Here is a 21788-nt window from a genome sequence, read left to right on the forward strand (position 1 = left end):
ATTATTCTCTATATATACTTATTCGTAAAAAAGAAAAAAACTTCCTCTAAAGTAAAACTTGTGAGGAAGTTCGTAGTTATAATAATTAGTAATCAGGACGGAGAACACCAGTGACTGTCGCCTTGGTCGCTTCGTAGTCACCATCAATCACAACCTTGATGATACGTTTGGCATCTTCTTCTGGTGCAGGAACCAGAGGTAGACGTGTTGGTCCTGCGGCAAATCCCATATAATTAAGAACTGCTTTAACAGGTGCAGGACTTGGGTAAGAGAATAATGCGTTGACTTTAGGGATGAACTGACGTTGAATGGCTGCAGCCTTCTTAATATCACTCTCAGAAATTGCTTTAAACATCTCATACATCTCATCTCCATTTGTATGAGAGGCGACCGAGATAACTCCATCGGCACCTAGGTTCATAGCGTGAAAGGCATCCCCGTCTTCTCCTGTATAGATTAAAAACTCTTGCGGCTTATGTTCGATCAAGTAAGCCATATTGGCAAGACTGGTACATTCTTTAACCCCAATGATATTTGGATGGTCAGCTAGACGGAGCATTGTTTCTGGCGTCAACTCAACTACCACACGCCCTGGTATATTATAGAGGATAATTGGTAAATCAGATGCATCAGCTATAGCTTTAAAGTGTTGGTACATTCCCTCCTGAGAAGGTTTATTGTAGTATGGTACAATCGCAAGTCCTGCGGCAAATCCACCAAACTCAGCGACTTCTTTAACGAACTCAATAGAGTCGCGCGTGTCATTGGTACCGATACCAGCAATCAGAGGAACACGACCATTGACAACTTTTTGAACAGCAGCAAAAAGCTCTAGCTCTTCATCGTGTGTTAAAGTCGGACTTTCTGCAGTCGTACCTGCCAATAGAATTCCATCCGTATGATGTGCCAATAAATGCTCGATTAGGTCAGGAATAGCATCAAAGTTTATGGAACCATCCTCGTGAAAGGGAGTAATGAAAGCTGTGATAATTTTACAATCTTTTAAATCTTGATAAGACATAAGAGACACCTCACTATTTTAAAGAAGGAGTTCTTACGAACTCCTAAATATTATTTCAATTCAAATTTTAATTCGGCTGTTGGACGAACTAAGCCACGTTCATGAAGGGTTTCTGCAATTTGAACTGAGTTCCAAGCAGCACCCTTGAGAAGGTTATCAGATACCACCCACATGTGGATACCTTTTTCAGCATCCAAGTCTTTACGGATACGTCCGACAAAGGTATCTTTTGAACCAACAGCATTAATAGCTTGAGGATAAATTTGATTTGCAACATCATCCTCTAAAACGGCACCTGGGAAGCTTGCGATAGCAGCTTTTACTTCATCGATAGGAGCCACTTCTTTTGTTTCAATGTAAACAGACTCAGAGTGAGCTGACAAAACAGGAATACGCACGCAAGTTGCTGAAACAGCAATGCTATCGTCTTCCATGATCTTCTTAGTTTCCTTGGTCATCTTCATCTCTTCGTATGTGTAATCATTTTCTGTGAAGACGTCAATTTGAGGAAGAGCATTAAAAGCGATTGGATAATGTTTCTTATCGCCACCTGAAGGCAAGATTTCCGCATGCAAATCACGTGGATTTACACCATCATTCAATACTTCACGCAATTCACGTTGTGTCTCAAGAATGGCTCCCATACCTGCACCTGAAACAGCTTGATAAGTTGAAACGATGATACGATCTAAGCCCCATTTTTGACGAATTGGTTCAAGAGCAACCATCATTTGGATAGTTGAACAGTTAGGACATGCAATGATCCCGTTATGAGCATCAAGAGCATGGGCGTTTACTTCAGGAACAACCAATGGCACATCTGGATTTTGACGGAAATAAGAAGTGTTATCTACTACTACTGCCCCTGCTTTAACAGCATAGGGTGCGTATTTTGCAGAAGTTGACCCACCAGCTGAGAAGAGAGCAATATCAACTCCTTCAAAAGCAGTTTCTGTTGTTTCCTCAATCGTAATATCTTGGTCTTTAAATTTCAAAACCTTACCCGCAGAACGAGCAGAAGCAAGGAAACGAATCTTATCAATTGGAAGTGAAGATTCTTCCAACATCTTAATCATTTGAGCACCAACGGCACCTGTTGCACCAACTACAGCAACTGCATATCCCATAATGAACCTCTTTCGGAATTTTCTAAAAATTTCTATAATATGATTATTATACTACTTTTTAAGAAAAATGAAAAGTCTTTTTCCTTTCTATTTTCTGAAATTGACAAGAAAAGGAGGTGGGACAGAAATCGATAGACAAAATCTCGATTTCGTAGTCCCAGCCCCGCGAGGATGATTAGGAGCTTTTTGGAGTCTAAAAGACGAACAAAAAGTTCAATCAGCTACCGCATCAAAGTTTGATTACTAATAAAAAATGAGGTCGGGCTCTTTTGTCCCAACCTCTTCTACTATTCATAAAATTGTTTGTACGGTTTATTAAATGCCTCCAAAACATCTGAAGGAGTTTCTGTATAAGATTTTATCTCCTTCAAATTTCCTTTGACGATAATCCGTTCAGTAGCATTAGAATCTTCACATGTAACTAGAGTAAGTTCATCAATACCTTCCCTGTCCTCAATTACGTCTACACGATCTGGAGTCACTATTTTAACTTCAACAATTTCGTAAGTATAAACTTTTTCTTTATCAGTAAGATAAATTTTCATTCCTTTTTCAGCATTAGCTAGAGGAGAAAATAATTTCTGATCGGCTTTTTCACCCAAAAATATCCGGTGACTAGCTAAAGAATAGTTTCCTTTTCCCATTTCCTGGTTAGGTTTCATTGTACCTGCACCATAGAAAAGGTTAATGTTGTCAAGTCCCTTAAAAATTGGTAAATTCATTTCAAGTTCTGGAATTGCAATTCCCCCGATAACAGGAAGTTGTTGTGAGTTCCATTGAGCTGACAATACTGCCTCCGAAGATAACGATTTGACAGATTCAAAATCAAAATTTCCTACAGTTTCTTCATTTTCTTCAATCTTTTCCTTGGTTACTTGACTCACTTGATACTTATTAGTATTCCAAACTATAAACATATCACGGATTTTTGAATTAAAAATCAGAGCAATAGATAAGAGGATCAGAAATCCAGCTAGAATATTTAATAGCAGATTCCTGCGCTTATTTTTTTTTCTTTTAGTATTCTTTTGAGACATTATTCTACACCTTCTGTTTCAGTTTCAGTCCCAACTTCTTCTTTTTCTGCAGCTGCAACACTTGTAAATGTCACAATTTTAGCATTTTCATCTAGCCGCATAACCTTTACTCCCATGGTTGAACGACCAGTTTGCGATATATTGGCAACATTTGTTCGAATCATAACGCCAGTATCTGTGATGACCATCAAATCTTCATCACCTTTAACCGTTAAAAGACCTGCTAATGGACCATTTTTCTCAGTTACATTTGCTGTTTTCATTCCTTTACCAGCACGACCCTTGGTAGGATACTCTGTCGCAATTGTACGTTTCCCATATCCTTTTTCTGTGATGATGAGAACTTCATCGTGGTCAGTAATCACTCTAGCGCCAACTACAGCATCTCCTTCACGAAGATTTACCCCTTTAACACCTGTAGCGCTACGACTCATGCCACGGACTGAGGACTGGTTGAAACGAACTGCATATCCTAATTTAGTACCAATGATGATGTCTGTGTCTTTCTCAGTTAGTAAGACATTAATCAATTCGTCCTCATCCTTCAGATTCAAGGCTTTCAGACCATTTTGTCGGATATTGGCAAATTCTTTAACACTGGTTCTCTTAACAATACCACCTCGTGTCGTAAAGAAGAGATAGGCATCATCACTACGATCTGATTCGACATTAATGATGGTTTGAATACTTTCACCTTCGTCTAGTTTCAAAAGATTGACGACTGGCAATCCTTTAGCTGTACGACCGTATTCAGGGATTTCATAACCTTTTAGACGATAGACACGTCCCTTATTGGTAAAGAAGAGTAAGTGATCATGGGTACTTGTTGAAACTAACTCACGGACAAAGTCATCATCCTTAACACCAGTTCCTTGGACACCACGTCCACCACGCTTTTGGGCTGTGAACTCGTCTTGGTCCAAACGTTTGATGTAGCCTTTGTTTGATAGAGTGATGAGAACATCAGATTCTTCAATCAAGTCTTCATCTTCGAGTGTTAAAACTTCTCCGACCATCAATTCAGTACGACGTTTATCACTAAATTTGCGCTTGACTTCATCAAGTTCTTCTTTAATAATTTGCGCAACACGTTCTGGTTTTGCAAGAATATCAGTTAAATCAGCAATCAAAGCAATAAGTTCATCATATTCTGACTGAATCTTGTCACGTTCCAAACCTGTCAAACGACGAAGACGCATATCGAGAATTGCTTGACTTTGGCGTTCAGATAACTTGAACTTGCTCATCAATTCTGCTTGAGCTTCTTCATCAGTCTCACTGGCACGGATAATACGAATGACTTCATCAATATGATCTAGTGCAATCAAGAGACCTTCTAAAATATGTGCACGCGCTTCAGCTTTTTCTTTATCAAATTGAGTACGACGTGTTACTACTTCTTTTTGATGCTCGATATAGGCATCTAAAATCTGGCGAAGAGATAAAATCTTAGGAACACCATTTTGGATAGCCAGCATGTTAAAGCCAAAGCTGGTCTGCATTTGTGTCATCTTAAAGAGATTGTTCAAGATAACATTGGCAGAGGCATCGCGTCTAACTTCAATAACAAAGCGAACCCCTTCACGGTTAGACTCATCACGAACAGCTGTAATTCCATCGATGCGTTTTTCTTGAACTAAGCGCACAATATGTTCATGCACTTTAGTCTTATTAACCATATATGGGAATTCAGTAACAACAATACGTTCGCGACCAGTTTTAGTTTCCTCGATTTCAGTACGTGAGCGAAGGACAATCGAACCTTTACCGGTTTCATAAGCTTTATGGATACCTGATTTCCCCATAACAAGGGCACCTGTTGGAAAATCGGGACCAGGTAAAACTTCCATCAAATCTTTGGTGGTAACTTCTGGATTGTCCATAACTAGTTTAACAGCATCAATAGTCTCACCTAAATTGTGAGGTGGAATATTAGTTGCCATACCAACAGCGATACCAGTAGCTCCATTAACTAAAAGATTTGGGAAACGTGCCGGCAAGACCACAGGTTCACGTTCGTTTGCATCATAGTTATCTACAAAATCAACTGTATTTTTGTTAATATCACGTAGCATCTCAAGAGCAATTTTACTCATACGTGCTTCTGTATAACGCTGAGCAGCGGCTCCATCACCGTCCATAGAACCAAAATTTCCATGACCATCCACAAGCATGTTACGGTAGCTCCACCATTGCGCCATACGTACCATAGCCTCGTAGATAGAAGAGTCTCCATGTGGGTGATATTTACCCATAACATCCCCGGTAATACGAGCAGATTTTTTATGAGGTTTATCTGGTGTTACACCCAATTCATTCATCCCGTAGAGGATACGGCGATGAACTGGCTTCAACCCATCTCGGACATCAGGAAGAGCCCGTGACACGATAACACTCATGGCGTAGTCGATAAAACTGGTCTTCATTTCCTTTGTCAGATTGACATTCACTAAATTTTTATCTTGCATTAACAAATGCCTCATTTCACTATTAGTAATTAGTAATATTATACCATAGTTTAGCCTAGATTTCAGGCTTCTGACACCTCTAAAACGTTTACATGAATAACTGAAGGGTCTATCCGTGACAAAGCAATTTAAAAGTGATAGAATGAAATCAGACAGGGTATTACCCTTAAAAAAACAAAGGAGATGTTTAGACTAATGACAGCAACTAAACAACACAAAAAAGTTATCCTCGTTGGTGACGGTGCCGTAGGTTCATCTTACGCTTTTGCCCTCGTTACACAAGGAATTGCACAAGAACTTGGTATCATTGAAATTCCTCAATTGTTTGAAAAAGCAGTTGGTGATGCAGAAGACCTTAGCCACGCGCTTGCTTTTACTTCACCTAAAAAAATCTATGCAGCTAAGTACGAAGACTGTGCGGATGCAGACCTTGTAGTTATCACTGCTGGTGCTCCACAAAAACCAGGTGAAACTCGTCTTGATCTTGTTGGTAAAAACCTTGCTATCAACAAATCAATCGTTGAACAAGTTGTTGCGTCTGGTTTTGACGGTATCTTCCTTGTTGCTGCTAACCCAGTTGACATTTTAACTTACTCAACTTGGAAATTCTCAGGATTCCCTAAAGAACGTGTTATCGGTTCAGGTACTTCCCTTGACTCAGCTCGTTTCCGTCAAGCACTTGCTGAAACTATCGGTGTTGATGCTCGTTCAGTTCACGCCTACATCATGGGTGAGCACGGTGACTCTGAATTTGCAGTTTGGTCACACGCTAACGTTGCCGGTGTTAAATTGGAACAATGGTTACAAGCTAACCGTGACTTGAATGAAGCTGACCTTGTTGAACTCTTCATCTCAGTTCGTGACGCTGCTTACTCAATCATCAACAAAAAAGGTGCTACATACTACGGTATAGCAGTTGCTCTTGCTCGTATCACAAAAGCTATCCTTGATGATGAAAATGCGGTTCTTCCACTTTCAGTCTTCCAAGAAGGACAATACGGAGTTGAAAACGTCTTTATCGGTCAACCAGCTATCGTTGGTGCGCACGGTATCGTTCGCCCAGTTAACATCCCATTGAACGACGCTGAAACTCAAAAAATGCAACTTTCTGCTCGTGAATTGCAAGAGATTATTGACGAAGCATGGAAAAACCCAGAATTCCAAGCAGCTTCTAAAAACTAATTAAATAAAGAAAGGTCTAGACTTAAGTCTAGACCTTTTTCTTTTTCTACATAAAGATTTTTATTTCATCTTTGCGAAAGCAGCTTCAGCATCATCATTACTGATAACACCAAGATGAATATTTCCAACTTTTCCTTCTGAATCAATTAGAATTTCTGTTGGAATACTACGGATCTGATAGGCTTGAAATGTAGCTCCGGTCACATCATAAAGAACAGGGATGTCTTTATAGCCTTGTTCTTGATACCACTTTGGAAATTGCTCAGTGGATTTCTCTCCTTGAAGACCTGGGGCAATTACAGTTAAAATTTCAAAATCACGATCTTGCTTTGCAGCTAATTCCATCAATTCAGGCATACTTTTACGGCACGGACCGCACCAAGAAGCCCAGAATTTCAGATAAACTTTTTTCCCCTTGTAGTCGGACAATTTGACCTCTTTACCATCCATTGATTGTAAGGTAAAATCAGGGGCTTCTTTTCCTACTGCGATTTGCTGAACACTTGTTTCATGCTGAGTTTGTGATTGACTTTGACTTTCCTTGGTTTCTTCATTAGCACAAGCTGTTAAAAGAAAAACTGATAAGAAACTAAGTCCTAGATAGATTATTTTTTTCATATTTTCTCCTTTATCCAAAAATTCCTGATAAGATATTTAACTGACCAAACATGAGTAAAAGTCCCATAAGAATAATTAAGAATCCTCCGATTTTCTTTAATAAAATAATTCGTGGCTTGATCTTGCTAAAATAAGGCATAATAAAGCCAGAAGCTAAGGCTAACAATAAAAATGGGAGAGCCATTCCTAACGTATAGACAAGGGTCAAGAGCGCACCTTGCAAAGCACCATTGCCACCTGATGCAGCCAGAGCTAGTACAGAGCTTAGAACAGGACCGATACATGGAGTCCAACCAAAGCTAAAAGTGATACCAAGTAAGAAAGCTGACAAATAACGATTGGATTGCTTACTTTTTAGATTAAAACTTTTTTGCACTTCAAGCTTTTTAAAGTGAAAAATCTCCATCTGATGTAAGCCTAAAATGATAATGATAGCTCCCATAGCATATCGAAACCAGTTAGTGTAGAGTAAGTTACCGAGGAATCCAGCCCCAAATCCAAGTATAAAAAAGATGAGAGAGATGCCTGCAATAAAACAAAGAGTTGAAATTAAGCCTGACCAAGGCACATCTCTTCCAAACAATCGAAAGCTTTTCGCTTTTGGATCACTATCCAACAAAATACCAGTATAGACCGGCAACAAAGGAAAAATACAGGGTGAAAAGAATGATAAAACACCCGCTAAAAAAACTGATACGAAAAATAAAAGACTTTCCATTAAACTACCTTCTTTCTAAATCACTTTATATTTTACTACAAATAACATAATAAGTCGTAAATTTGCTACGCTACTTTATGGTGAAGAAAAAGACAAGGAGCTAAACTCCTTGTCTGCTTTATTAATAAGTACCTTCTTCGCCCTGGCTAGTCAAGATAAGCGGGCCATCTTTGGTAATGACAAATTGGTGTTCATACTGACAAGAAAGACCACCATCAATGGTTTTATGGGCCCAACCAGTTTTCATATCAGTATCGATTTCCCAATCGCCTGTATTGATCATGGGTTCAATAGTCAAGACCATTCCTTCACGAAGACGAAGTCCACGTCCTGCAATACCATAGTTAGGTACCATTGGTTCTTCGTGCATGGTTGGTCCAACACCATGCCCAACGAGGTCCCTAACTACTCCGTAACCACGACTTTCAGCATAGTCTTGAATAGCAGCACCGATATCTCCTATACGATTGCCTACTACTGCTTGCTCAATCCCTTTATACATAGCTTCCTTGGTCACGTCCATCAAGTTTTTCACTTTTTCAGACGGTGTACCGACCGCATAAGCCCAACATGAGTCAGCTAAACCGCCAGTATAACTTTGGGTGTATTTTTTCATGTGCTCAACATTATTAAAGTTTAACTTAGAGACATTAAGGTCAGATTTGGCAATTGGACCTCCCAAAACCATATCTACCTTGAGCAAGTCACCATCTTTCAAGATGTAATGACGTGGAAAAGCGTGAGCCACTTCGTCGTTAAGGGAGCAACAAGTAGCATACGGATAATCCATAATAGCACCATCTACTCCAATCTGCAAAGGAAGATAGTTTTCTTCTTTACAACGACGACGAACATATTCTTCTACTTCCCACATATCTACACCTGGCTTAATAATATCACGTAAGCCGATATGGATACTAGCAAGAAAATCACCAGCCTTATCCATTGCTTCAATTTCTCTTGCTGATTTTAAAGTAATCATGTTTTCTCCTAAATTCTAGTTAATTTTTACAGTTACACTTGCCTTTGATACAATCTGTTGATTCAAATAAATATCGTAATCAATAATGGCTGAGCGTCTGGTATGATGGATAATACGAGCTTGAATTTGTAAAACATCATCAATCTGAACAGCCTGTAAGAAATAAATCAACATCTGTTCGATAATGAGGTTTCTCCCACTATTAACCACCAAATTTTGAGTCATCAAGGTTAAAATCTCTGATAACACACCATTGGCCAGAACCCCATTTTTATCAAGCATGAATGGTTCTACGGTAATCACAACTTCATCGTGATGATATGACAATTTTTGTGCAATTTGTTCAGAGAAAGTTGGTAAAGCAGAGATTTGGGAACGACTCATCTTTTCCATAACATCTCTTCGGGTCACAACTCCAAGCAAGGTATGATTGCTTCGAACAACTGGAACCATTTCAAAGTCTTCGGCGATCATTCTCTGACTGATATTGGCGATATTGGTAGACAGACCTGTCATATATACTGTCCGTGTCATTGCCTTATCCAAAGTAGTCCCAGGTGACTTATCAGCTGCATCACGCATAGTCATAACTCCAACTACAACTTGATCCTTGTTAATAACAGGAAAGCGACTGCTTCTATTCTTTCGAACCAAATCCAAGTAGTCTTTTATGGTATCAGTATCACGTAGGTAACCATATTCATGACTGGTACGGAATATTTTTTCTACCGTTAAAATATCTGTCTTGATCTGAACATTTGACAGGGCACGGTTAATCATAGTTGCAATGGTAAAGGTGTCGTGCTTGGTACGTAACACCGGAATATTCTTTTTGTTAGCCAGTTTAAGGACGTCTTCAGCAATTTCGAAGCCACCAGTGACCAGAACAGCATTTTCATTTTCAAGTGCTAGTACTTGAATCTCTGTTCTATCCCCTACGATTAAAAGGCCACCATCATGAAGGTAAGAAAGAATGTTATTTTCTGTCATAGCTCCAATCGAAAATTTACTAAATTCACGATCCAAGCCATCTTGACCAGCAAGAACTTCCGATCCAGTAACTTCAGCGATTTCAGCAAAAGTCAGTTTTTCAATAGAAACTTTTTGACTTTTTATCCGAACAGTTCCACTTCTAGGACGTGTCTCTACCAAACCTCTATTTTCGGCCTCTTTAATAGCGCGATAGGCAGTACCGTCACTAACACCTAAGTGATTGGAAATACTCCGAACACTGACACGTTTTCCGACCGGTAATTCTTCTAAATAAGATAATATTTCCTGATGTTTACTCACTTAGTTCTCCTTTTGTATAACGAAATTCGAGATAATCTCTCATCTTACGACTATATCTGTCACTCCCTTTAAAACGGCGGTAGAGATTGAAACCTGAATTTTCAGCAACTTTTTGGCTAGCAAGATTTTCTAAATGCGTTATGATAGATAATTGCTTTAAACCTAGTTCAGCCATAGATAAATCACACAAGCTCTTAACAACCTCAGTCATATAACCCTGACCCCAGTAGTCTTTTTTCAAAAAATAACCAAGTTCCGCTTCTCTTTTTATCTCATCAATTTTCTCGAACTTAATGGACCCAATCATGTTACCATCTTTTTTATGACAGATAGCCCAAATTCCAAGCGGAGATTTCATGAAGTAGTTGGCCAAGGCATATTGACTTTCTTCTATGCTTGCTTGAGCAGGAAAAATAAACCGAAGATTCTCTGCATCTGAAGCTATTTGATGGAAGTCATAAACATCAGTAAAAAAGAAGGGACGGAGAGCTAGTCGTTCCGTCTCACAAAAAGAATACATTGCTAATTTCGTCCAGATATTCATATCTATCCTCTAGAACTAGTCTTCAATAAGTTCAATATCCGCTCCAAGATTGCGTAATTTTTCGATAATATTTGAATAGCCACGGAGAATAAACTCAACATTTGTAATTTCAGTTCTACCCTTAGCCATCAAAGCAGCAATGACCAAGCATGCTCCTGCACGTAAATCAGTTGCTTTTACACTTGCTCCGTGTAATTGTTTGCCACCTTTATAAAGGATATGATCATTTGTTGTTGAAATATCAGCATTCATTTTCGCCAACTCAAAGACATGGTTGACACGTTTTTCATAAATGGTATCAATCAATGTCCCACGACCTTCTGCTTTTAATAACAAAGGTGTAATTGGCTGTTGGAGATCCGTTGCAAAACCAGGATAAGGAGCTGTTTTTATATTTACCGCCTTTAGGTCTTTTTGTTCTTCAACAAAAATACTATCTTCTGAAACAGTCATATGAACGCCCATTTCTTCTAGCTTAGCAATAAATCCTTCTAAGTGTTCATAAAGAACATTATTAATTCGGATTCCTTGCCCGACGGCAGCTGCCATGGAAATATAAGTTCCAGCTTCAATTCGGTCAGGAATTACTTGATGGCGAGTTCCATGAAGACTCTCAACACCATCGATAGTAATCATATCAGTACCCGCACCTCGAATATGGGCTCCCATGTTATTCAACAAGGTTGCTACATCAATAATTTCAGGCTCACGAGCAGCATTTTCAATCACTGTACGTCCCTTAGCCTTAACAGCTGCTAACATTGTGTTGATAGTTGCACCAACACTAACAGTATCCATGTAAATATGAGCTCCATGCAAAGTTTGTCCCTGAGTGGACAATTTCATATTATCGCCTTCATAAGTAGTCTCAGAACCCATAGCTTCAAAAGCTTTAAGGTGTAAATCAATAGGACGAGGTCCAAGATCACAACCACCAGGCAAGCCCACTGTTGCTTGACCAAAACGTCCCAAAAGGCTACCATAAAAGTAGTAAGAAGCACGTAAACTGTTAATTTTACCATAAGGCATTGGTTTGTTTTCAACGCCACGTGGATCAATCTCTAATACATCGTCATAACGTTTGACACTAGCTCCCATGATTTCCATGATTTCAACAAGGCTAGCTACATCTGAAATGTCTGGGACACAATCCAAGATAACAACATCATCGGCTAAGATGATTGCTGGTATTAAAGCAACCACACTATTCTTAGCTCCGCTAATGTTAATTTCTCCTTTTAGTGGACGTCCTCCATTAATGATAATTTTTTTCATTATATACTCTTTCAATATACTCTTTCACAAATTATTAACAAGGTCTCACCCTATATTATACCATAATTCTTCTATATTAGCCATGGCAAGAGGAGAAATTTCCTCGCAAACTTAAAAGAACAAGGCTACTTCTAACCGTTTTATGCTGACTAATTTTATCATAGAAAAAAGCTCTTCGAAAAATCGAAAAGCTTTATGTAATGCTGATTGTAGCATCCTCGCCTTTTTTTTATCAGGCTCGGGAAAAGTTTAAAAACCTTCTTATTTAGCGATTGGGTAAACAGAAACTTGTTTTCTATCGCGACCTTTACGTTCAAAACGTACTACGCCTTCAACTTTAGCGTACAAAGTATCGTCTCCACCACGTCCAACGTTTACACCTGGATAGATGTGTGTACCACGTTGACGGTAAAGGATTGATCCACCTGAGACAGTTTGTCCGTCAGCTGCTTTAGCTCCAAGACGTTTAGCTTGTGAATCACGTCCGTTTGATGTAGAACCTCCACCTTTTTTGTGGGCGAAAAGTTGCAAGTTGTTAAGAGTCATTTTTAACATAATGTTTTCCTCCGTGTTAGTTTTCTGTGATAACTCTGGTTTGGACGAACTCAGAAGAGTTCTCCGATAAGTTTGCCATACCTAAGAAAAATGATTCAAAGAATAATTGTGTCATTTCTCTCTGGTGAGAAGGAAGATCTTTTGGAATTTCAACCATCAGATAGCCACCTTCATCTTCGTTTAATTCTAAGATAGGTTCATAGCCTGCAAATTTTTCAATGGAATTGATAAAGTTAATGGCAAGCGTAGAAACCGATGCACACACGACATCTAAGCCGTATTCGCCACTCTCGGCGTGTCCAGTAATCTCCGCACTCCTCAGCTCGCCATCTTCGGCTCTCTCAAAGACTGCTTGTATCATGCGTTCTCCTTAAAATTAAGCGTTGATTGCGTTGATGACAACTTTAGTATATGGTTGACGATGACCTTGTTTGCGGTGGCTACCTTTTTTAGGTTTGTACTTGTATGTAACAACCTTCTTTTGTTTTCCTTGTTTTTCAACAGTTCCAACTACAGTAGCTCCAGCAACAAGTGGAGTTCCGACAACAGTGTTTTCACCACCAACAAGAACAACTTCGTTAAAAGTAACTTCTTGACCAGCTTCAACGTTCAATTTTTCAACGTAAACTGCTTGACCAACTTCAACTTTAACTTGTTTTCCGCCAGTTTTGATAATTGCGTATGTGCTCATTATGCACCTCCTATGAATTTTTGGGTTTCCCCGAATTTTTGTGAAGACTCGCCTAGCATCGTGGGACGAACCACTTAAAAGAAGAGCTCTTAGTATAACAAAGAATAAACTAGGAATTAAGCCGAAGACATAACTTATGTTAGGTAAGGCGATAATGACGAAGTTTAAATTTGTTATACGACAAGCAACGATGTTCGTGCGGTTGCACAGGATTGTGCATAGTCAACTCTACAAGTATAGCATGATTCCTGCTATTTGACAAGTATTTATCATCGAAATTAAGGTTTTTCTTTACTTTTTTCTTGTAACTTTGTAAAAAACATACTGAGGTAAAAAACACTCATCATAATAGGGATTCCTAAAATCGTTTTTTCTTGATAGAAAATTGTGAGATAGGCTGATACTACTACTCCAAGTACAAAACTTGACAGTAAACTGACAAAAATGATTCCTTCTCTTAAAAATGGTCTATGCTTGGTTCGGATATAATCTCCGAAAGCCAGCATGGTCCGTTTAATATTTCCTGTCATAAAGGCATTGTTATAAGCAATTCCTGAAACTTCTCCAAAAGCAGTCGTTACAAGCCCCATACAAAAGGCTAGAGGGGGAACAATGAAAATATTGTCCACCGACAGAGGAACAAAACCAATTATTATAGAGAGGATTCCCAGAGGAAAAAGGGATAAGATTGGTTTTTTAACGATTTTAAACTTTTCTTTGTAGATTGTCAGTAAAAAGACACCTAGCATAAAGGATAACAAAGTCAAAATCTTAGCTTCAGCATCTGCTACATTCTGTTGCACTAACCCTACAGATAAAAAGACAACGTTACCTGTCTGTCCCGCGACTAGGGTATTCCCTCTTTCGATAAAGGTATAGGCGTCTACATATCCTGCACAAAAAGTCAAAAAAAGCGCCAATCTTTTTGAATGACGAGAAATTTTTCTCATAGGTAATAATCTCATAAAACACTCCTATTTTATACTGAAAACTATTGTACCATTTTTTTATAAAATGTCGAAGCATCACAATTTAGAATTATCTTGCTTTGGCTACTTCTTCTTTTCTATGATATAATGAAATCAATCAATTCTAGGAATAAGGAGAGTCTATGCTAAAACTTGGGATTATAGGAACAGGAGCTATTAGTCATCATTTTATAGAGGCCGCTCATGCTAGTGGACAATATCAGTTAGTTGCCGTCTATTCTAGAAATATAGAAACTGCAGAACAATTCGCTAGTCGGTTTAGCAATGTTCAGTTATTTGATCAGATGGATGCTTTTTTAATGAGCTCCTTTGATGTCGTTTATATCGCAAGTCCAAATTCTTTGCACTACTCTCAAGCTAAGGCTGCTTTATCATCTGATAAACACGTCATCCTTGAAAAACCAGCTGTCACTCAACCACAAGAATGGCAGGAATTAGTTCAAACGACTAAAGATAATAAATGTTTTATCTTTGAAGCAGCACGTAACTATCACGAAGATGCTTTTGCTACAATTAAAGACTTTCTTGCGAACAAACAAATTCTTGGTGCAGACTTTAACTACGCTAAATATTCTTCTAAGATGCCTGACCTACTTGCTGGCGATACTCCTAATGTTTTCTCAGACCGTTTTGCAGGTGGTGCACTTATGGATCTTGGTATTTATCCTATCTACGCTGCTGTTTGCTTATTTGGAATACCGACTCATGCAACTTATCAAGCTCAGAAACTAGATAATAGCATTGATTTAAATGGGGATGGTATTCTCTCATATCCTAACTATCAAGTACACATCAAAGCAGGAAAGAATATCACTTCTAATCTTCCTTGCGAAATTTATACGACAGATGGGACACTGACACTTAATACGATCGAACATGTTAGTTCAGCTATTTTCACAGACCATCAAGGAAATGAAGTTCAACTTCCTATCCAGCGGGCTCCTCACACCATGACTGAGGAAGTTGCTGCTTTTGCAAACATGATCAAGCAAGCAGATCTGACTCTCTACCAATCTTGGATTGATGATGCGACACACGTCCACAACCTACTTTACACCATGCGCCAGAATGCTGGCATTAGATTTGAGGCAGAAAAATGAAAACCAAACTACCTACCGAATGGCAAGAATTGATTGATCAACTGGGATTCCAAGAATTTACTCCCATTCAAATTCAACTTTTTCAACCTATAACAGAAGGTGAAAATCTTCTTGGAGTCAGTCCAACTGGTACAGGGAAGACTTTAGCCTATCTCCTACCTAGTCTTCTCAAACTGCAAAAGAAAAAAGCCCAACAATTATTGATTTTAGCACCTAATACCGAGCTTGCTGGACAAATTTTTGAAGTCACTAAAACCTGGGCTGAGGCCATCGGATTAACAGCTCAGCTATTTCTATCCGGTTCGAGCCAGAAACGCCAAATTGAACGACTTAAAAAAGGACCAGAAATTCTGATTGGAACACCTGGTCGTATCTTTGAACTCATTAAATTGAAAAAAATCAAGATGATGAATGTGGAAACAATCATTCTTGATGAATTCGACCAACTCCTTGATGATTCTCAAATTCATTTTGTTGAAAAGATTACCCACTATGCACCTCGTGACCATCAACTTATTTACATGAGTGCCACTACCAAATTTGACCAAGATAAGATTGCACCTAACACGCGCATCATTGACCTCTCAGACCAAAAGTTAGACAATATTCAACACTTCTATATGCAAGTAGACCAACGTCACAGAGTAGATATGCTTCGTAAACTGGCACAGGTTGAAGATTTCCGTGGTCTTGTATTCTTTAATAGCTTGTCAGACCTTGGAAGTGCAGAGGAAAAATTACAATATCGTGATGTTTTAGCAGTTTCGCTAGCTAGCGATGTCAACGTTAAATTTAGAAAAGTTATTCTAGAAAAATTCAAAGATAATCAACTGACACTACTTCTTGCGACAGACCTTCTCGCTCGTGGTATCGACATTGATAGCTTGGAATGCGTGATTAACTTTGACGTCCCTAGAGACACAGAAACTTACACTCACCGTGCGGGTCGTACAGGACGCATGGGTAAAGAAGGCTATGTCATCACTCTTGTGACACATCCAGAAGAGCTAAAAAAACTTAAGAAATTTGCAAGTGTACGTGAAATTGTCTTGAAAAATCAGGAACTGTATATCAAATGAGAGTGGGACAGAAATCGGTAATTCGTTAGAATTCGATTTCGTCGTCCCACCTCCGCACAGTTGAGTAGGGCTGTAAAAGCTGATGAAATCAGCGTAGTAGAACCCACTCAACCACTGCGTCTTGCTCGACAATCCAAAGACAATTGAGAGACTAGGACTTTTGTCCCAGCCTCTTTTCTTATCCCCAAGTAATTTCTAAACTGTAGTTGGCAAATGGAACTCCTTCTTTGTTTTGTAGTTGATAGGCTAGTTCAATCTTCTCTTCACCAACTTCATAGTGGCTTGTTTGGATGATAAACTCCTGCATGCCTATAGGTGTTGGAATATAGGCTAAACTATCAGAATCCTTCAGAAAACGCATAATGGTCTTGGGATTTGAGAAACGTGACATGACCAGTTCCTCCCCATTAAATTTCAAAACCACTTTTTCTTGGTCTTCATTGTAAAAAAGGAGATAGGAAAAATCTCCCTTTTCACGTAATTCAACATCATAGACTTGATCAATTACTTCCAACTGATCGTCAAATTGAATTTTATTTCTCATTCTAATCTTCACAACTATTCCTCTTTCTTCTCACTTACCCCTACTATTTTACCAAAAAGGCAAGGAATTTGCTATAATGGTCTTATGAATGAAAAAGTATTTCGTGACCCAGTTCACAACTATATCCACGTTAATAATCAAGTCATTTATGACCTGATCAATACTAAAGAATTTCAGCGGCTCCGTCGTATCAAACAGCTTGGGACATCTAGCTATACTTTCCACGGTGGAGAGCATAGTCGTTTTTCTCACTGTTTGGGTGTCTACGAAATTGCCCGTCAAATCACTGAGATTTTTGAGGAGAAATATCCTGAGGAATGGGATTCTAACGAGTCTCTACTAACCATGACTGCTGCTCTTCTACATGATCTCGGACACGGTGCCTACTCACATACTTTTGAAAATCTCTTTGACACCGACCATGAGGCAATTACCCAAGAAATTATCCAAAACCCTGAAACAGAGATTCATCAGGTCCTTTTGCAGGTAGCACCGGACTTTCCCAAAAAAGTAGCCAGCGTTATCGATCACACTTATCCAAACAAACAAGTGGTTCAGCTCATTTCTAGTCAGATTGATGCGGACCGTATGGACTATCTCCTTCGCGACTCCTACTTCACCGGTGCTTTTTATGGCCAGTTTGATCTGACACGTATTCTTCGTGTCATTCGTCCTGTTGAAAATGGCATTGCCTTTCAGCGTAATGGGATGCATGCCATCGAGGATTATGTACTCAGTCGTTACCAGATGTATATGCAGGTTTATTTCCACCCAGCCACACGCGCCATGGAGGTTCTTCTGCAAAATCTTTTGAAACGTGCCAAAGAACTCTATCCAGACAATAAAGAATTTTTCGCACGTACTTCTCCTCACCTGGTTCCATTTTTTGAAAAAACTGTTACCTTAGCTGATTATTTAGCCCTGGACGATGGTGTCATGAATACTTATTTCCAACTTTGGATGTCTAGTTCTGATAAGATTTTGGCTGATTTGTCCCAACGTTTTATCAATCGTAAGGTCTTCAAGTCTATTACTTTTTCACAGGTTGATCAAGACCAACTTGAAATCATGCGAAATTTCGTAGAAGAAATTGGTTTTGATCCTGACTATTATACTGCCATTCATAAGAATTTCGACCTTCCTTACGATATTTATCGACCAGAGTCTGAAAATCCTAGAACACAAATTGAGATTGTCCAAAAGAATGGCGAGCTGGCAGAACTTTCTAGCCTATCTCCTATCGTTCAATCTCTTTCAGGGAGCCGTCATGGTGACAACCGCTTCTACTTCCCTAAAGAAATGCTAAACAAAGATAGTATCTTTACGGCAATTATTCAACAATTTTCAAATTTGATTGAAAATGATCATTTTACACCAAATAAGCACTAAAAGAGGATTAATATGTCTATTAAACTAATAGCTGTCGATATCGACGGTACCCTGCTCACTAGCCAAAAGGAAATCACACCTGAAGTCTTTGCTGCTATCCAAGATGCTAAAGCAGCTGGAGTCAAGGTTGTCATTGCAACAGGACGCCCCATCGCTGGTGTTGCCAAACTCCTTGACGACTTGCAGTTGAGAGATGAAGGTGACTATGTTGTGACCTTCAACGGTGCCCTTGTCCAAGAAACCGCTAATGGTCATGAGATTATCAGCGAATCTTTGACTTACGAGGACTATCTGGATATGGAATTTCTCAGCCGTAAACTGGGAGTCCATATGCATGCTATTACCAAGGACGGCATCTACACTGCCAATCGCAATATCGGAAAATACACCGTACACGAGTCAACTCTCGTCAGCATGCCCATCTTCTACCGTACTCCTGAAGAAATGGCTGACAAAGAAATCGTTAAATGTATGTTTATTGACGAACCTGAGATTCTTGATGCTGCGATTGAAAAAATCCCAGCAGAATTTTACGAACGCTACTCTATCAACAAATCAGCTCCTTTCTACCTTGAACTCCTTAAAAAGAATGTAGACAAGGGTTCAGCCATAACTCACTTAGCTGAAAAACTCGGATTAACCAAAGATAAAACCATGGCAATCGGGGATGAGGAAAATGACCGTGCCATGCTCGAAGTCGTTGGTAATCCGGTTGTTATGGAAAACGGGAATCCTGAACTCAAGAAAATTGCTAAATACATTACCAAAACAAATGATGAATCAGGTGTCGCCCACGCTATTCGTACTTGGGTATTGTAAACTGAATAGAATATAATAAAAGCACCCCAGAAGTTAGAGATAAAAGTCTAACTCCTGGGGTATTTTTTAGAATACAGATTACTCTTTCTCATCAAACATAAGTGCAGCTAATTCTTCTCTTTCAGCTTCAGTCACTTTTTTCTCTTCCCAAAGTGGAACGTGTGAAAATTGGTTAAATGGCACAACTGTAGCCATGGCTGTCGCGCCTAATGGAATAAGTCTATTGAGATTTATGATGAGCAAGATACTTATGATAGAGAATAATACGAATAGAACTATTACTAAGACTAAGTGAATTTTATATTCTTTTTTTAGTTGCAAATATTCTTCTTGGGTCATTTAATCAATTTCATCTTTATCTGATATTTTGAATAGTTGAACGCAACCTTTAGTATAAATCTTTGATAAACTCCAAAACTTGACGATTCTCAATCTTCACATAATAGCCACCGCTATTATTGACAAGTTTATCCCCTTCATATTTATCAATCTTTACAGCATAAAGACCGCTTGGAAGGGGTTGATTGTAAAAGAATTCCTTCGTTTGCGATTCAAGGTCTTCAAGATAGGCATCATATAACTGATCCTTCTTGTCTTCTGGAGTGTAGTATCGAAATTGAAATTCTGGTATAAAGATATCTTTTTGGAAAAGATATTGAGCATCCATAGGATACATCCCTTGTAATGCTTGTCCTTTTCTTTGATTTTCCTCTAATATTTCATCATAAAGATACATGTTGCCAGATTTACTATTAAATTGAAAATCAATCCCTTCGTACTTCAAAGCAGTCATTTTAGGATCTGTTATTGAACTATCCAAATTTTTTAAAAATTCGCTGTTACCTGGACTAATCTCAATTCCTAAATAAGCTAATTCTGGAAAAGCCTGATAAATTTTTTTGTTTTGTTCATAATCTACTTCTGCATCCGTCTTTTTATAATTTTTGTTTTCTGAAGGTCGAGTATAGTATTCAAAACGAGAATTAGCCTGATAGGTTTTACCATCTATATTTTCAGTGTAAGTACCATGGATTACAAATCCTCCTACACTTGTATAGTTTTTTTCGTATTTTTCTAACTCAAACTGACCTGTAAGACCGTAGTTCTTATAAGAACGATGTACAGCTTGTTTGATTTCTGTCTTACTTACATACGCAAATACCCCCCACATGTCCATCATTGCAAAAATAGGACTAAGGATTATGAATATTGCGAATAGTATAACCATGGATAAGCAGCCGATTAATAAGCCTTTTTTCATCACTCTCTCCTAAACATTCTATGCCCATTATACCACACCATGGATATCTTATGAATGGTTCAAAATTTGGTCAAAGAAAAAACACTGGTTATCCAGTGTTTTTGTGGCTAGTTTCGCTCCCCTGCAGGAATCGAAAAACAGGACTCAAACCCTTGATTTAAAGGCTTTTCTAACTTACTTGGTCAATTTTTGGTCAAAAATTTCGCTTACTTTTTTTCAAACTCACTCCGGCAATTCCACCTTCAAGCTCATATCCGAAAGTACAGCGAATCACTTCCTTTAGTCAAACATATAACTGAACAACATTGTTTATCTTCCTGCACTTTCATATTTTTTCAATCCTTTTCTAAAAATTGTACGACTGATAATAATCAAAAAAACTGTAAAAACTATTTGATAGAAAAATAGGTTCAATGTATCTTTCCCTAAAAATATTAATACTGCAGGATTGGCAATTAATAAATTGGGAACAAATAACATAGTGATCAATCTGTTAATACCTGTAAAAATATTATATGGATACTTAGAAATTCCAATATAATTCAAAAATACATCTACTTTTGAAAATTTAGTTGGGAACCAAAATGAACTAATCGTTATTAGAAACCAAATTGAATAATATATAATACAACCACACATTAAAGAAAGGATATAAAATAATATTTTTAATGAATTTAAATGTACATTTAAATTTCCATAACTTATAAAAATGATCGCAAGACCAAAAAAAGTATTCACGAATTGAACTAAATTAAATGATCTAAAAATATAGAACAACTGAGTATCAAACGGCCTCAATAAAATTTGATCCAAGTTACCACTCAAAATATCTGATTCTAAAATTCCCATACTTCTAATTAACAATCCCATCATAACTCCATCTACAATAGTGTAGGAACCTACCAAAAATAAAATTTGATAATAGTCCCAACCATTAAAAGAGTCTATGTTTAAGAAAATCAATCTAAAAAATACAATAGGTAAACCAATCCACAGTATCGACGAAAATAGACCACAAAAGAAGTCAAAATGAAAATTCATATCAGATTTAAAACCAAAATGAAGTAGCCTAAAAATTACTTTTATTCTAAACATT

23 protein-coding genes and 1 other annotated feature are annotated in these 21788 nt (G+C 38.2%); of the genes, 5 read left to right on the plus strand and 18 right to left on the minus strand.

Features of this window, described 5'->3' with window-relative positions:
* Positions 1 to 85 precede the first annotated feature (85 nt).
* From dapA to gyrA, 4 genes are all read right to left on the minus strand, one after another.
* Positions 86 to 1021, minus strand: coding sequence for a 4-hydroxy-tetrahydrodipicolinate synthase (gene dapA / locus QM941_RS04330; RefSeq protein ID WP_414339217.1), 936 nt, complete (start codon positions 1019 to 1021; stop codon positions 86 to 88).
* Between the two features lie 50 nt (positions 1022 to 1071).
* The gene (locus QM941_RS04335) at positions 1072 to 2148 is read right to left on the minus strand and encodes an aspartate-semialdehyde dehydrogenase (protein WP_414339219.1); all 1077 of its coding nucleotides are present in this window, start codon (positions 2146 to 2148) and stop codon (positions 1072 to 1074) included.
* Positions 2149 to 2435: 287 nt separating this feature from the next.
* The gene (locus QM941_RS04340) at positions 2436 to 3185 is read right to left on the minus strand and encodes a class A sortase (protein ID WP_414339221.1); all 750 of its coding nucleotides are present in this window, start codon (positions 3183 to 3185) and stop codon (positions 2436 to 2438) included.
* Entirely contained in the window at positions 3185 to 5653 is a 2469-nt protein-coding gene (gene gyrA, locus QM941_RS04345; RefSeq protein ID WP_414339223.1) for a DNA gyrase subunit A, read from the minus strand. Before gyrA ends, QM941_RS04340 begins: the two co-directional genes overlap by 1 nt.
* Before the next feature lie 195 nt (positions 5654 to 5848).
* Between gyrA and QM941_RS04350 the strand changes: the two genes are divergently transcribed.
* Positions 5849 to 6835 (plus strand): L-lactate dehydrogenase, encoded by a 987-nt coding sequence (locus QM941_RS04350; protein WP_004253416.1) that lies wholly within the window; start codon positions 5849 to 5851, stop codon positions 6833 to 6835.
* Between the two features lie 60 nt (positions 6836 to 6895).
* Here QM941_RS04350 and sdbB read toward each other — a convergent pair whose 3' ends face one another.
* From sdbB to QM941_RS04400, 10 genes are all read right to left on the minus strand, one after another.
* Positions 6896 to 7453, minus strand: coding sequence for a thiol-disulfide oxidoreductase-associated lipoprotein SdbB (gene sdbB / locus QM941_RS04355; RefSeq protein WP_414339225.1), 558 nt, complete (start codon positions 7451 to 7453; stop codon positions 6896 to 6898).
* 10 nt (positions 7454 to 7463) lie between these two features.
* A complete protein-coding gene (gene ccdA2, locus QM941_RS04360; RefSeq protein WP_414339226.1) occupies positions 7464 to 8171 on the minus strand; it encodes a thiol-disulfide oxidoreductase-associated membrane protein CcdA2 in 708 nt (235 codons plus the stop codon).
* A gap of 121 nt (positions 8172 to 8292) precedes the next feature.
* Positions 8293 to 9153 (minus strand): methionyl aminopeptidase, encoded by an 861-nt coding sequence (locus QM941_RS04365; protein ID WP_414339228.1) that lies wholly within the window; start codon positions 9151 to 9153, stop codon positions 8293 to 8295.
* A gap of 15 nt (positions 9154 to 9168) precedes the next feature.
* Positions 9169 to 10446, minus strand: coding sequence for a CBS-HotDog domain-containing transcription factor SpxR (gene spxR / locus QM941_RS04370; protein ID WP_414339229.1), 1278 nt, complete (start codon positions 10444 to 10446; stop codon positions 9169 to 9171).
* On the minus strand, positions 10439 to 10990 hold the full coding sequence (locus QM941_RS04375) for a GNAT family N-acetyltransferase (protein ID WP_414339231.1): 552 nt from the start codon (positions 10988 to 10990) through the stop codon (positions 10439 to 10441). Before QM941_RS04375 ends, spxR begins: the two co-directional genes overlap by 8 nt.
* 15 nt (positions 10991 to 11005) lie before the next feature.
* Positions 11006 to 12265, minus strand: coding sequence for a UDP-N-acetylglucosamine 1-carboxyvinyltransferase (locus tag QM941_RS04380; protein WP_414339233.1), 1260 nt, complete (start codon positions 12263 to 12265; stop codon positions 11006 to 11008).
* 261 nt (positions 12266 to 12526) lie between these two features.
* Positions 12527 to 12820: a 50S ribosomal protein L27 gene (gene rpmA, locus QM941_RS04385; RefSeq protein WP_414339235.1), complete on the minus strand. Its 294-nt coding sequence runs from the start codon at positions 12818 to 12820 to the stop codon at positions 12527 to 12529.
* Between the two features lie 16 nt (positions 12821 to 12836).
* Positions 12837 to 13181: a ribosomal-processing cysteine protease Prp gene (locus QM941_RS04390; protein WP_000613699.1), complete on the minus strand. Its 345-nt coding sequence runs from the start codon at positions 13179 to 13181 to the stop codon at positions 12837 to 12839.
* 15 nt (positions 13182 to 13196) lie between these two features.
* Positions 13197 to 13511: a 50S ribosomal protein L21 gene (gene rplU, locus QM941_RS04395; protein WP_000109141.1), complete on the minus strand. Its 315-nt coding sequence runs from the start codon at positions 13509 to 13511 to the stop codon at positions 13197 to 13199.
* 34 nt (positions 13512 to 13545) lie between these two features.
* Positions 13546 to 13725: a sequence feature (ribosomal protein L21 leader region), on the minus strand.
* 64 nt (positions 13726 to 13789) lie between these two features.
* The gene (locus QM941_RS04400) at positions 13790 to 14476 is read right to left on the minus strand and encodes a YoaK family protein (protein WP_414339248.1); all 687 of its coding nucleotides are present in this window, start codon (positions 14474 to 14476) and stop codon (positions 13790 to 13792) included.
* Positions 14477 to 14622: 146 nt separating this feature from the next.
* On the opposite strand from QM941_RS04400, the gene QM941_RS04405 reads away from it, so the two are divergent.
* Positions 14623 to 15600 carry a Gfo/Idh/MocA family protein gene (locus tag QM941_RS04405; protein ID WP_414339250.1) on the plus strand — a complete coding sequence of 326 codons (978 nt, stop codon included), beginning with the start codon at positions 14623 to 14625 and terminating at the stop codon, positions 15598 to 15600.
* Positions 15597 to 16679 carry a DEAD/DEAH box helicase gene (locus QM941_RS04410; RefSeq protein WP_414339251.1) on the plus strand — a complete coding sequence of 361 codons (1083 nt, stop codon included), beginning with the start codon at positions 15597 to 15599 and terminating at the stop codon, positions 16677 to 16679. Before QM941_RS04405 ends, QM941_RS04410 begins: the two co-directional genes overlap by 4 nt.
* 178 nt (positions 16680 to 16857) lie before the next feature.
* Here the strand turns inward: QM941_RS04410 and QM941_RS04415 are convergent, their stop codons facing one another.
* On the minus strand, positions 16858 to 17235 hold the full coding sequence (locus tag QM941_RS04415; protein WP_414339252.1) for a DUF1934 domain-containing protein: 378 nt from the start codon (positions 17233 to 17235) through the stop codon (positions 16858 to 16860).
* Positions 17236 to 17307: 72 nt separating this feature from the next.
* Here QM941_RS04415 and QM941_RS04420 point away from each other — a divergent pair, with 72 nt between their 5' ends.
* Both QM941_RS04420 and yidA read left to right on the plus strand, forming a co-directional pair.
* Positions 17308 to 18612 (plus strand): HD domain-containing protein, encoded by a 1305-nt coding sequence (locus tag QM941_RS04420; protein WP_414339253.1) that lies wholly within the window; start codon positions 17308 to 17310, stop codon positions 18610 to 18612.
* A 12-nt stretch (positions 18613 to 18624) separates the two neighbouring features.
* A complete protein-coding gene (yidA, locus tag QM941_RS04425) occupies positions 18625 to 19431 on the plus strand; it encodes a sugar-phosphatase (RefSeq protein WP_414339255.1) in 807 nt (268 codons plus the stop codon).
* A 78-nt stretch (positions 19432 to 19509) separates the two neighbouring features.
* Here the strand turns inward: yidA and QM941_RS04430 are convergent, their stop codons facing one another.
* The 3 genes from QM941_RS04430 to QM941_RS04440 form a co-directional block, all read right to left on the minus strand.
* Positions 19510 to 19770, minus strand: coding sequence for a hypothetical protein (locus tag QM941_RS04430; protein ID WP_414339256.1), 261 nt, complete (start codon positions 19768 to 19770; stop codon positions 19510 to 19512).
* A 49-nt stretch (positions 19771 to 19819) separates the two neighbouring features.
* Positions 19820 to 20692, minus strand: coding sequence for a hypothetical protein (locus tag QM941_RS04435; RefSeq protein ID WP_414339258.1), 873 nt, complete (start codon positions 20690 to 20692; stop codon positions 19820 to 19822).
* Positions 20693 to 21001: 309 nt separating this feature from the next.
* Entirely contained in the window at positions 21002 to 21787 is a 786-nt protein-coding gene (locus QM941_RS04440; protein ID WP_003013947.1) for an ABC transporter permease, read from the minus strand.
* Between the last annotated feature and the right edge of the window lies 1 nt (position 21788).

It is taken from the genome of Streptococcus timonensis (genome assembly GCF_047460355.1).
GTDB lineage: Bacteria > Bacillota > Bacilli > Lactobacillales > Streptococcaceae > Streptococcus > Streptococcus timonensis_A.

What these genes read in the sequence shown, in the direction of transcription:
- dapA (WP_414339217.1), bottom strand. Translation starts at nt 1,021, where the DNA reads ATGTCTTATCAAGATTTAAAAGATTGTAAAATTATCACAGCTTTCATT.
- QM941_RS04335 (WP_414339219.1), bottom strand. Translation starts at nt 2,148, where the DNA reads ATGGGATATGCAGTTGCTGTAGTTGGTGCAACAGGTGCCGTTGGTGCT.
- QM941_RS04340 (WP_414339221.1), bottom strand. Translation starts at nt 3,185, where the DNA reads ATGTCTCAAAAGAATACTAAAAGAAAAAAAAATAAGCGCAGGAATCTG.
- gyrA (WP_414339223.1), bottom strand. Translation starts at nt 5,653, where the DNA reads ATGCAAGATAAAAATTTAGTGAATGTCAATCTGACAAAGGAAATGAAG.
- QM941_RS04350 (WP_004253416.1), top strand. Translation starts at nt 5,849, where the DNA reads ATGACAGCAACTAAACAACACAAAAAAGTTATCCTCGTTGGTGACGGT.
- sdbB (WP_414339225.1), bottom strand. Translation starts at nt 7,453, where the DNA reads ATGAAAAAAATAATCTATCTAGGACTTAGTTTCTTATCAGTTTTTCTT.
- ccdA2 (WP_414339226.1), bottom strand. Translation starts at nt 8,171, where the DNA reads ATGGAAAGTCTTTTATTTTTCGTATCAGTTTTTTTAGCGGGTGTTTTA.
- QM941_RS04365 (WP_414339228.1), bottom strand. Translation starts at nt 9,153, where the DNA reads ATGATTACTTTAAAATCAGCAAGAGAAATTGAAGCAATGGATAAGGCT.
- QM941_RS04375 (WP_414339231.1), bottom strand. Translation starts at nt 10,990, where the DNA reads ATGAATATCTGGACGAAATTAGCAATGTATTCTTTTTGTGAGACGGAA.
- QM941_RS04380 (WP_414339233.1), bottom strand. Translation starts at nt 12,265, where the DNA reads ATGAAAAAAATTATCATTAATGGAGGACGTCCACTAAAAGGAGAAATT.
- rpmA (WP_414339235.1), bottom strand. Translation starts at nt 12,820, where the DNA reads ATGTTAAAAATGACTCTTAACAACTTGCAACTTTTCGCCCACAAAAAA.
- QM941_RS04390 (WP_000613699.1), bottom strand. Translation starts at nt 13,181, where the DNA reads ATGATACAAGCAGTCTTTGAGAGAGCCGAAGATGGCGAGCTGAGGAGT.
- rplU (WP_000109141.1), bottom strand. Translation starts at nt 13,511, where the DNA reads ATGAGCACATACGCAATTATCAAAACTGGCGGAAAACAAGTTAAAGTT.
- QM941_RS04400 (WP_414339248.1), bottom strand. Translation starts at nt 14,476, where the DNA reads ATGAGATTATTACCTATGAGAAAAATTTCTCGTCATTCAAAAAGATTG.
- QM941_RS04405 (WP_414339250.1), top strand. Translation starts at nt 14,623, where the DNA reads ATGCTAAAACTTGGGATTATAGGAACAGGAGCTATTAGTCATCATTTT.
- QM941_RS04410 (WP_414339251.1), top strand. Translation starts at nt 15,597, where the DNA reads ATGAAAACCAAACTACCTACCGAATGGCAAGAATTGATTGATCAACTG.
- QM941_RS04420 (WP_414339253.1), top strand. Translation starts at nt 17,308, where the DNA reads ATGAATGAAAAAGTATTTCGTGACCCAGTTCACAACTATATCCACGTT.
- yidA (WP_414339255.1), top strand. Translation starts at nt 18,625, where the DNA reads ATGTCTATTAAACTAATAGCTGTCGATATCGACGGTACCCTGCTCACT.
- QM941_RS04430 (WP_414339256.1), bottom strand. Translation starts at nt 19,770, where the DNA reads ATGACCCAAGAAGAATATTTGCAACTAAAAAAAGAATATAAAATTCAC.
- QM941_RS04435 (WP_414339258.1), bottom strand. Translation starts at nt 20,692, where the DNA reads ATGAAAAAAGGCTTATTAATCGGCTGCTTATCCATGGTTATACTATTC.
- QM941_RS04440 (WP_003013947.1), bottom strand. Translation starts at nt 21,787, where the DNA reads ATGTTTAGAATAAAAGTAATTTTTAGGCTACTTCATTTTGGTTTTAAA.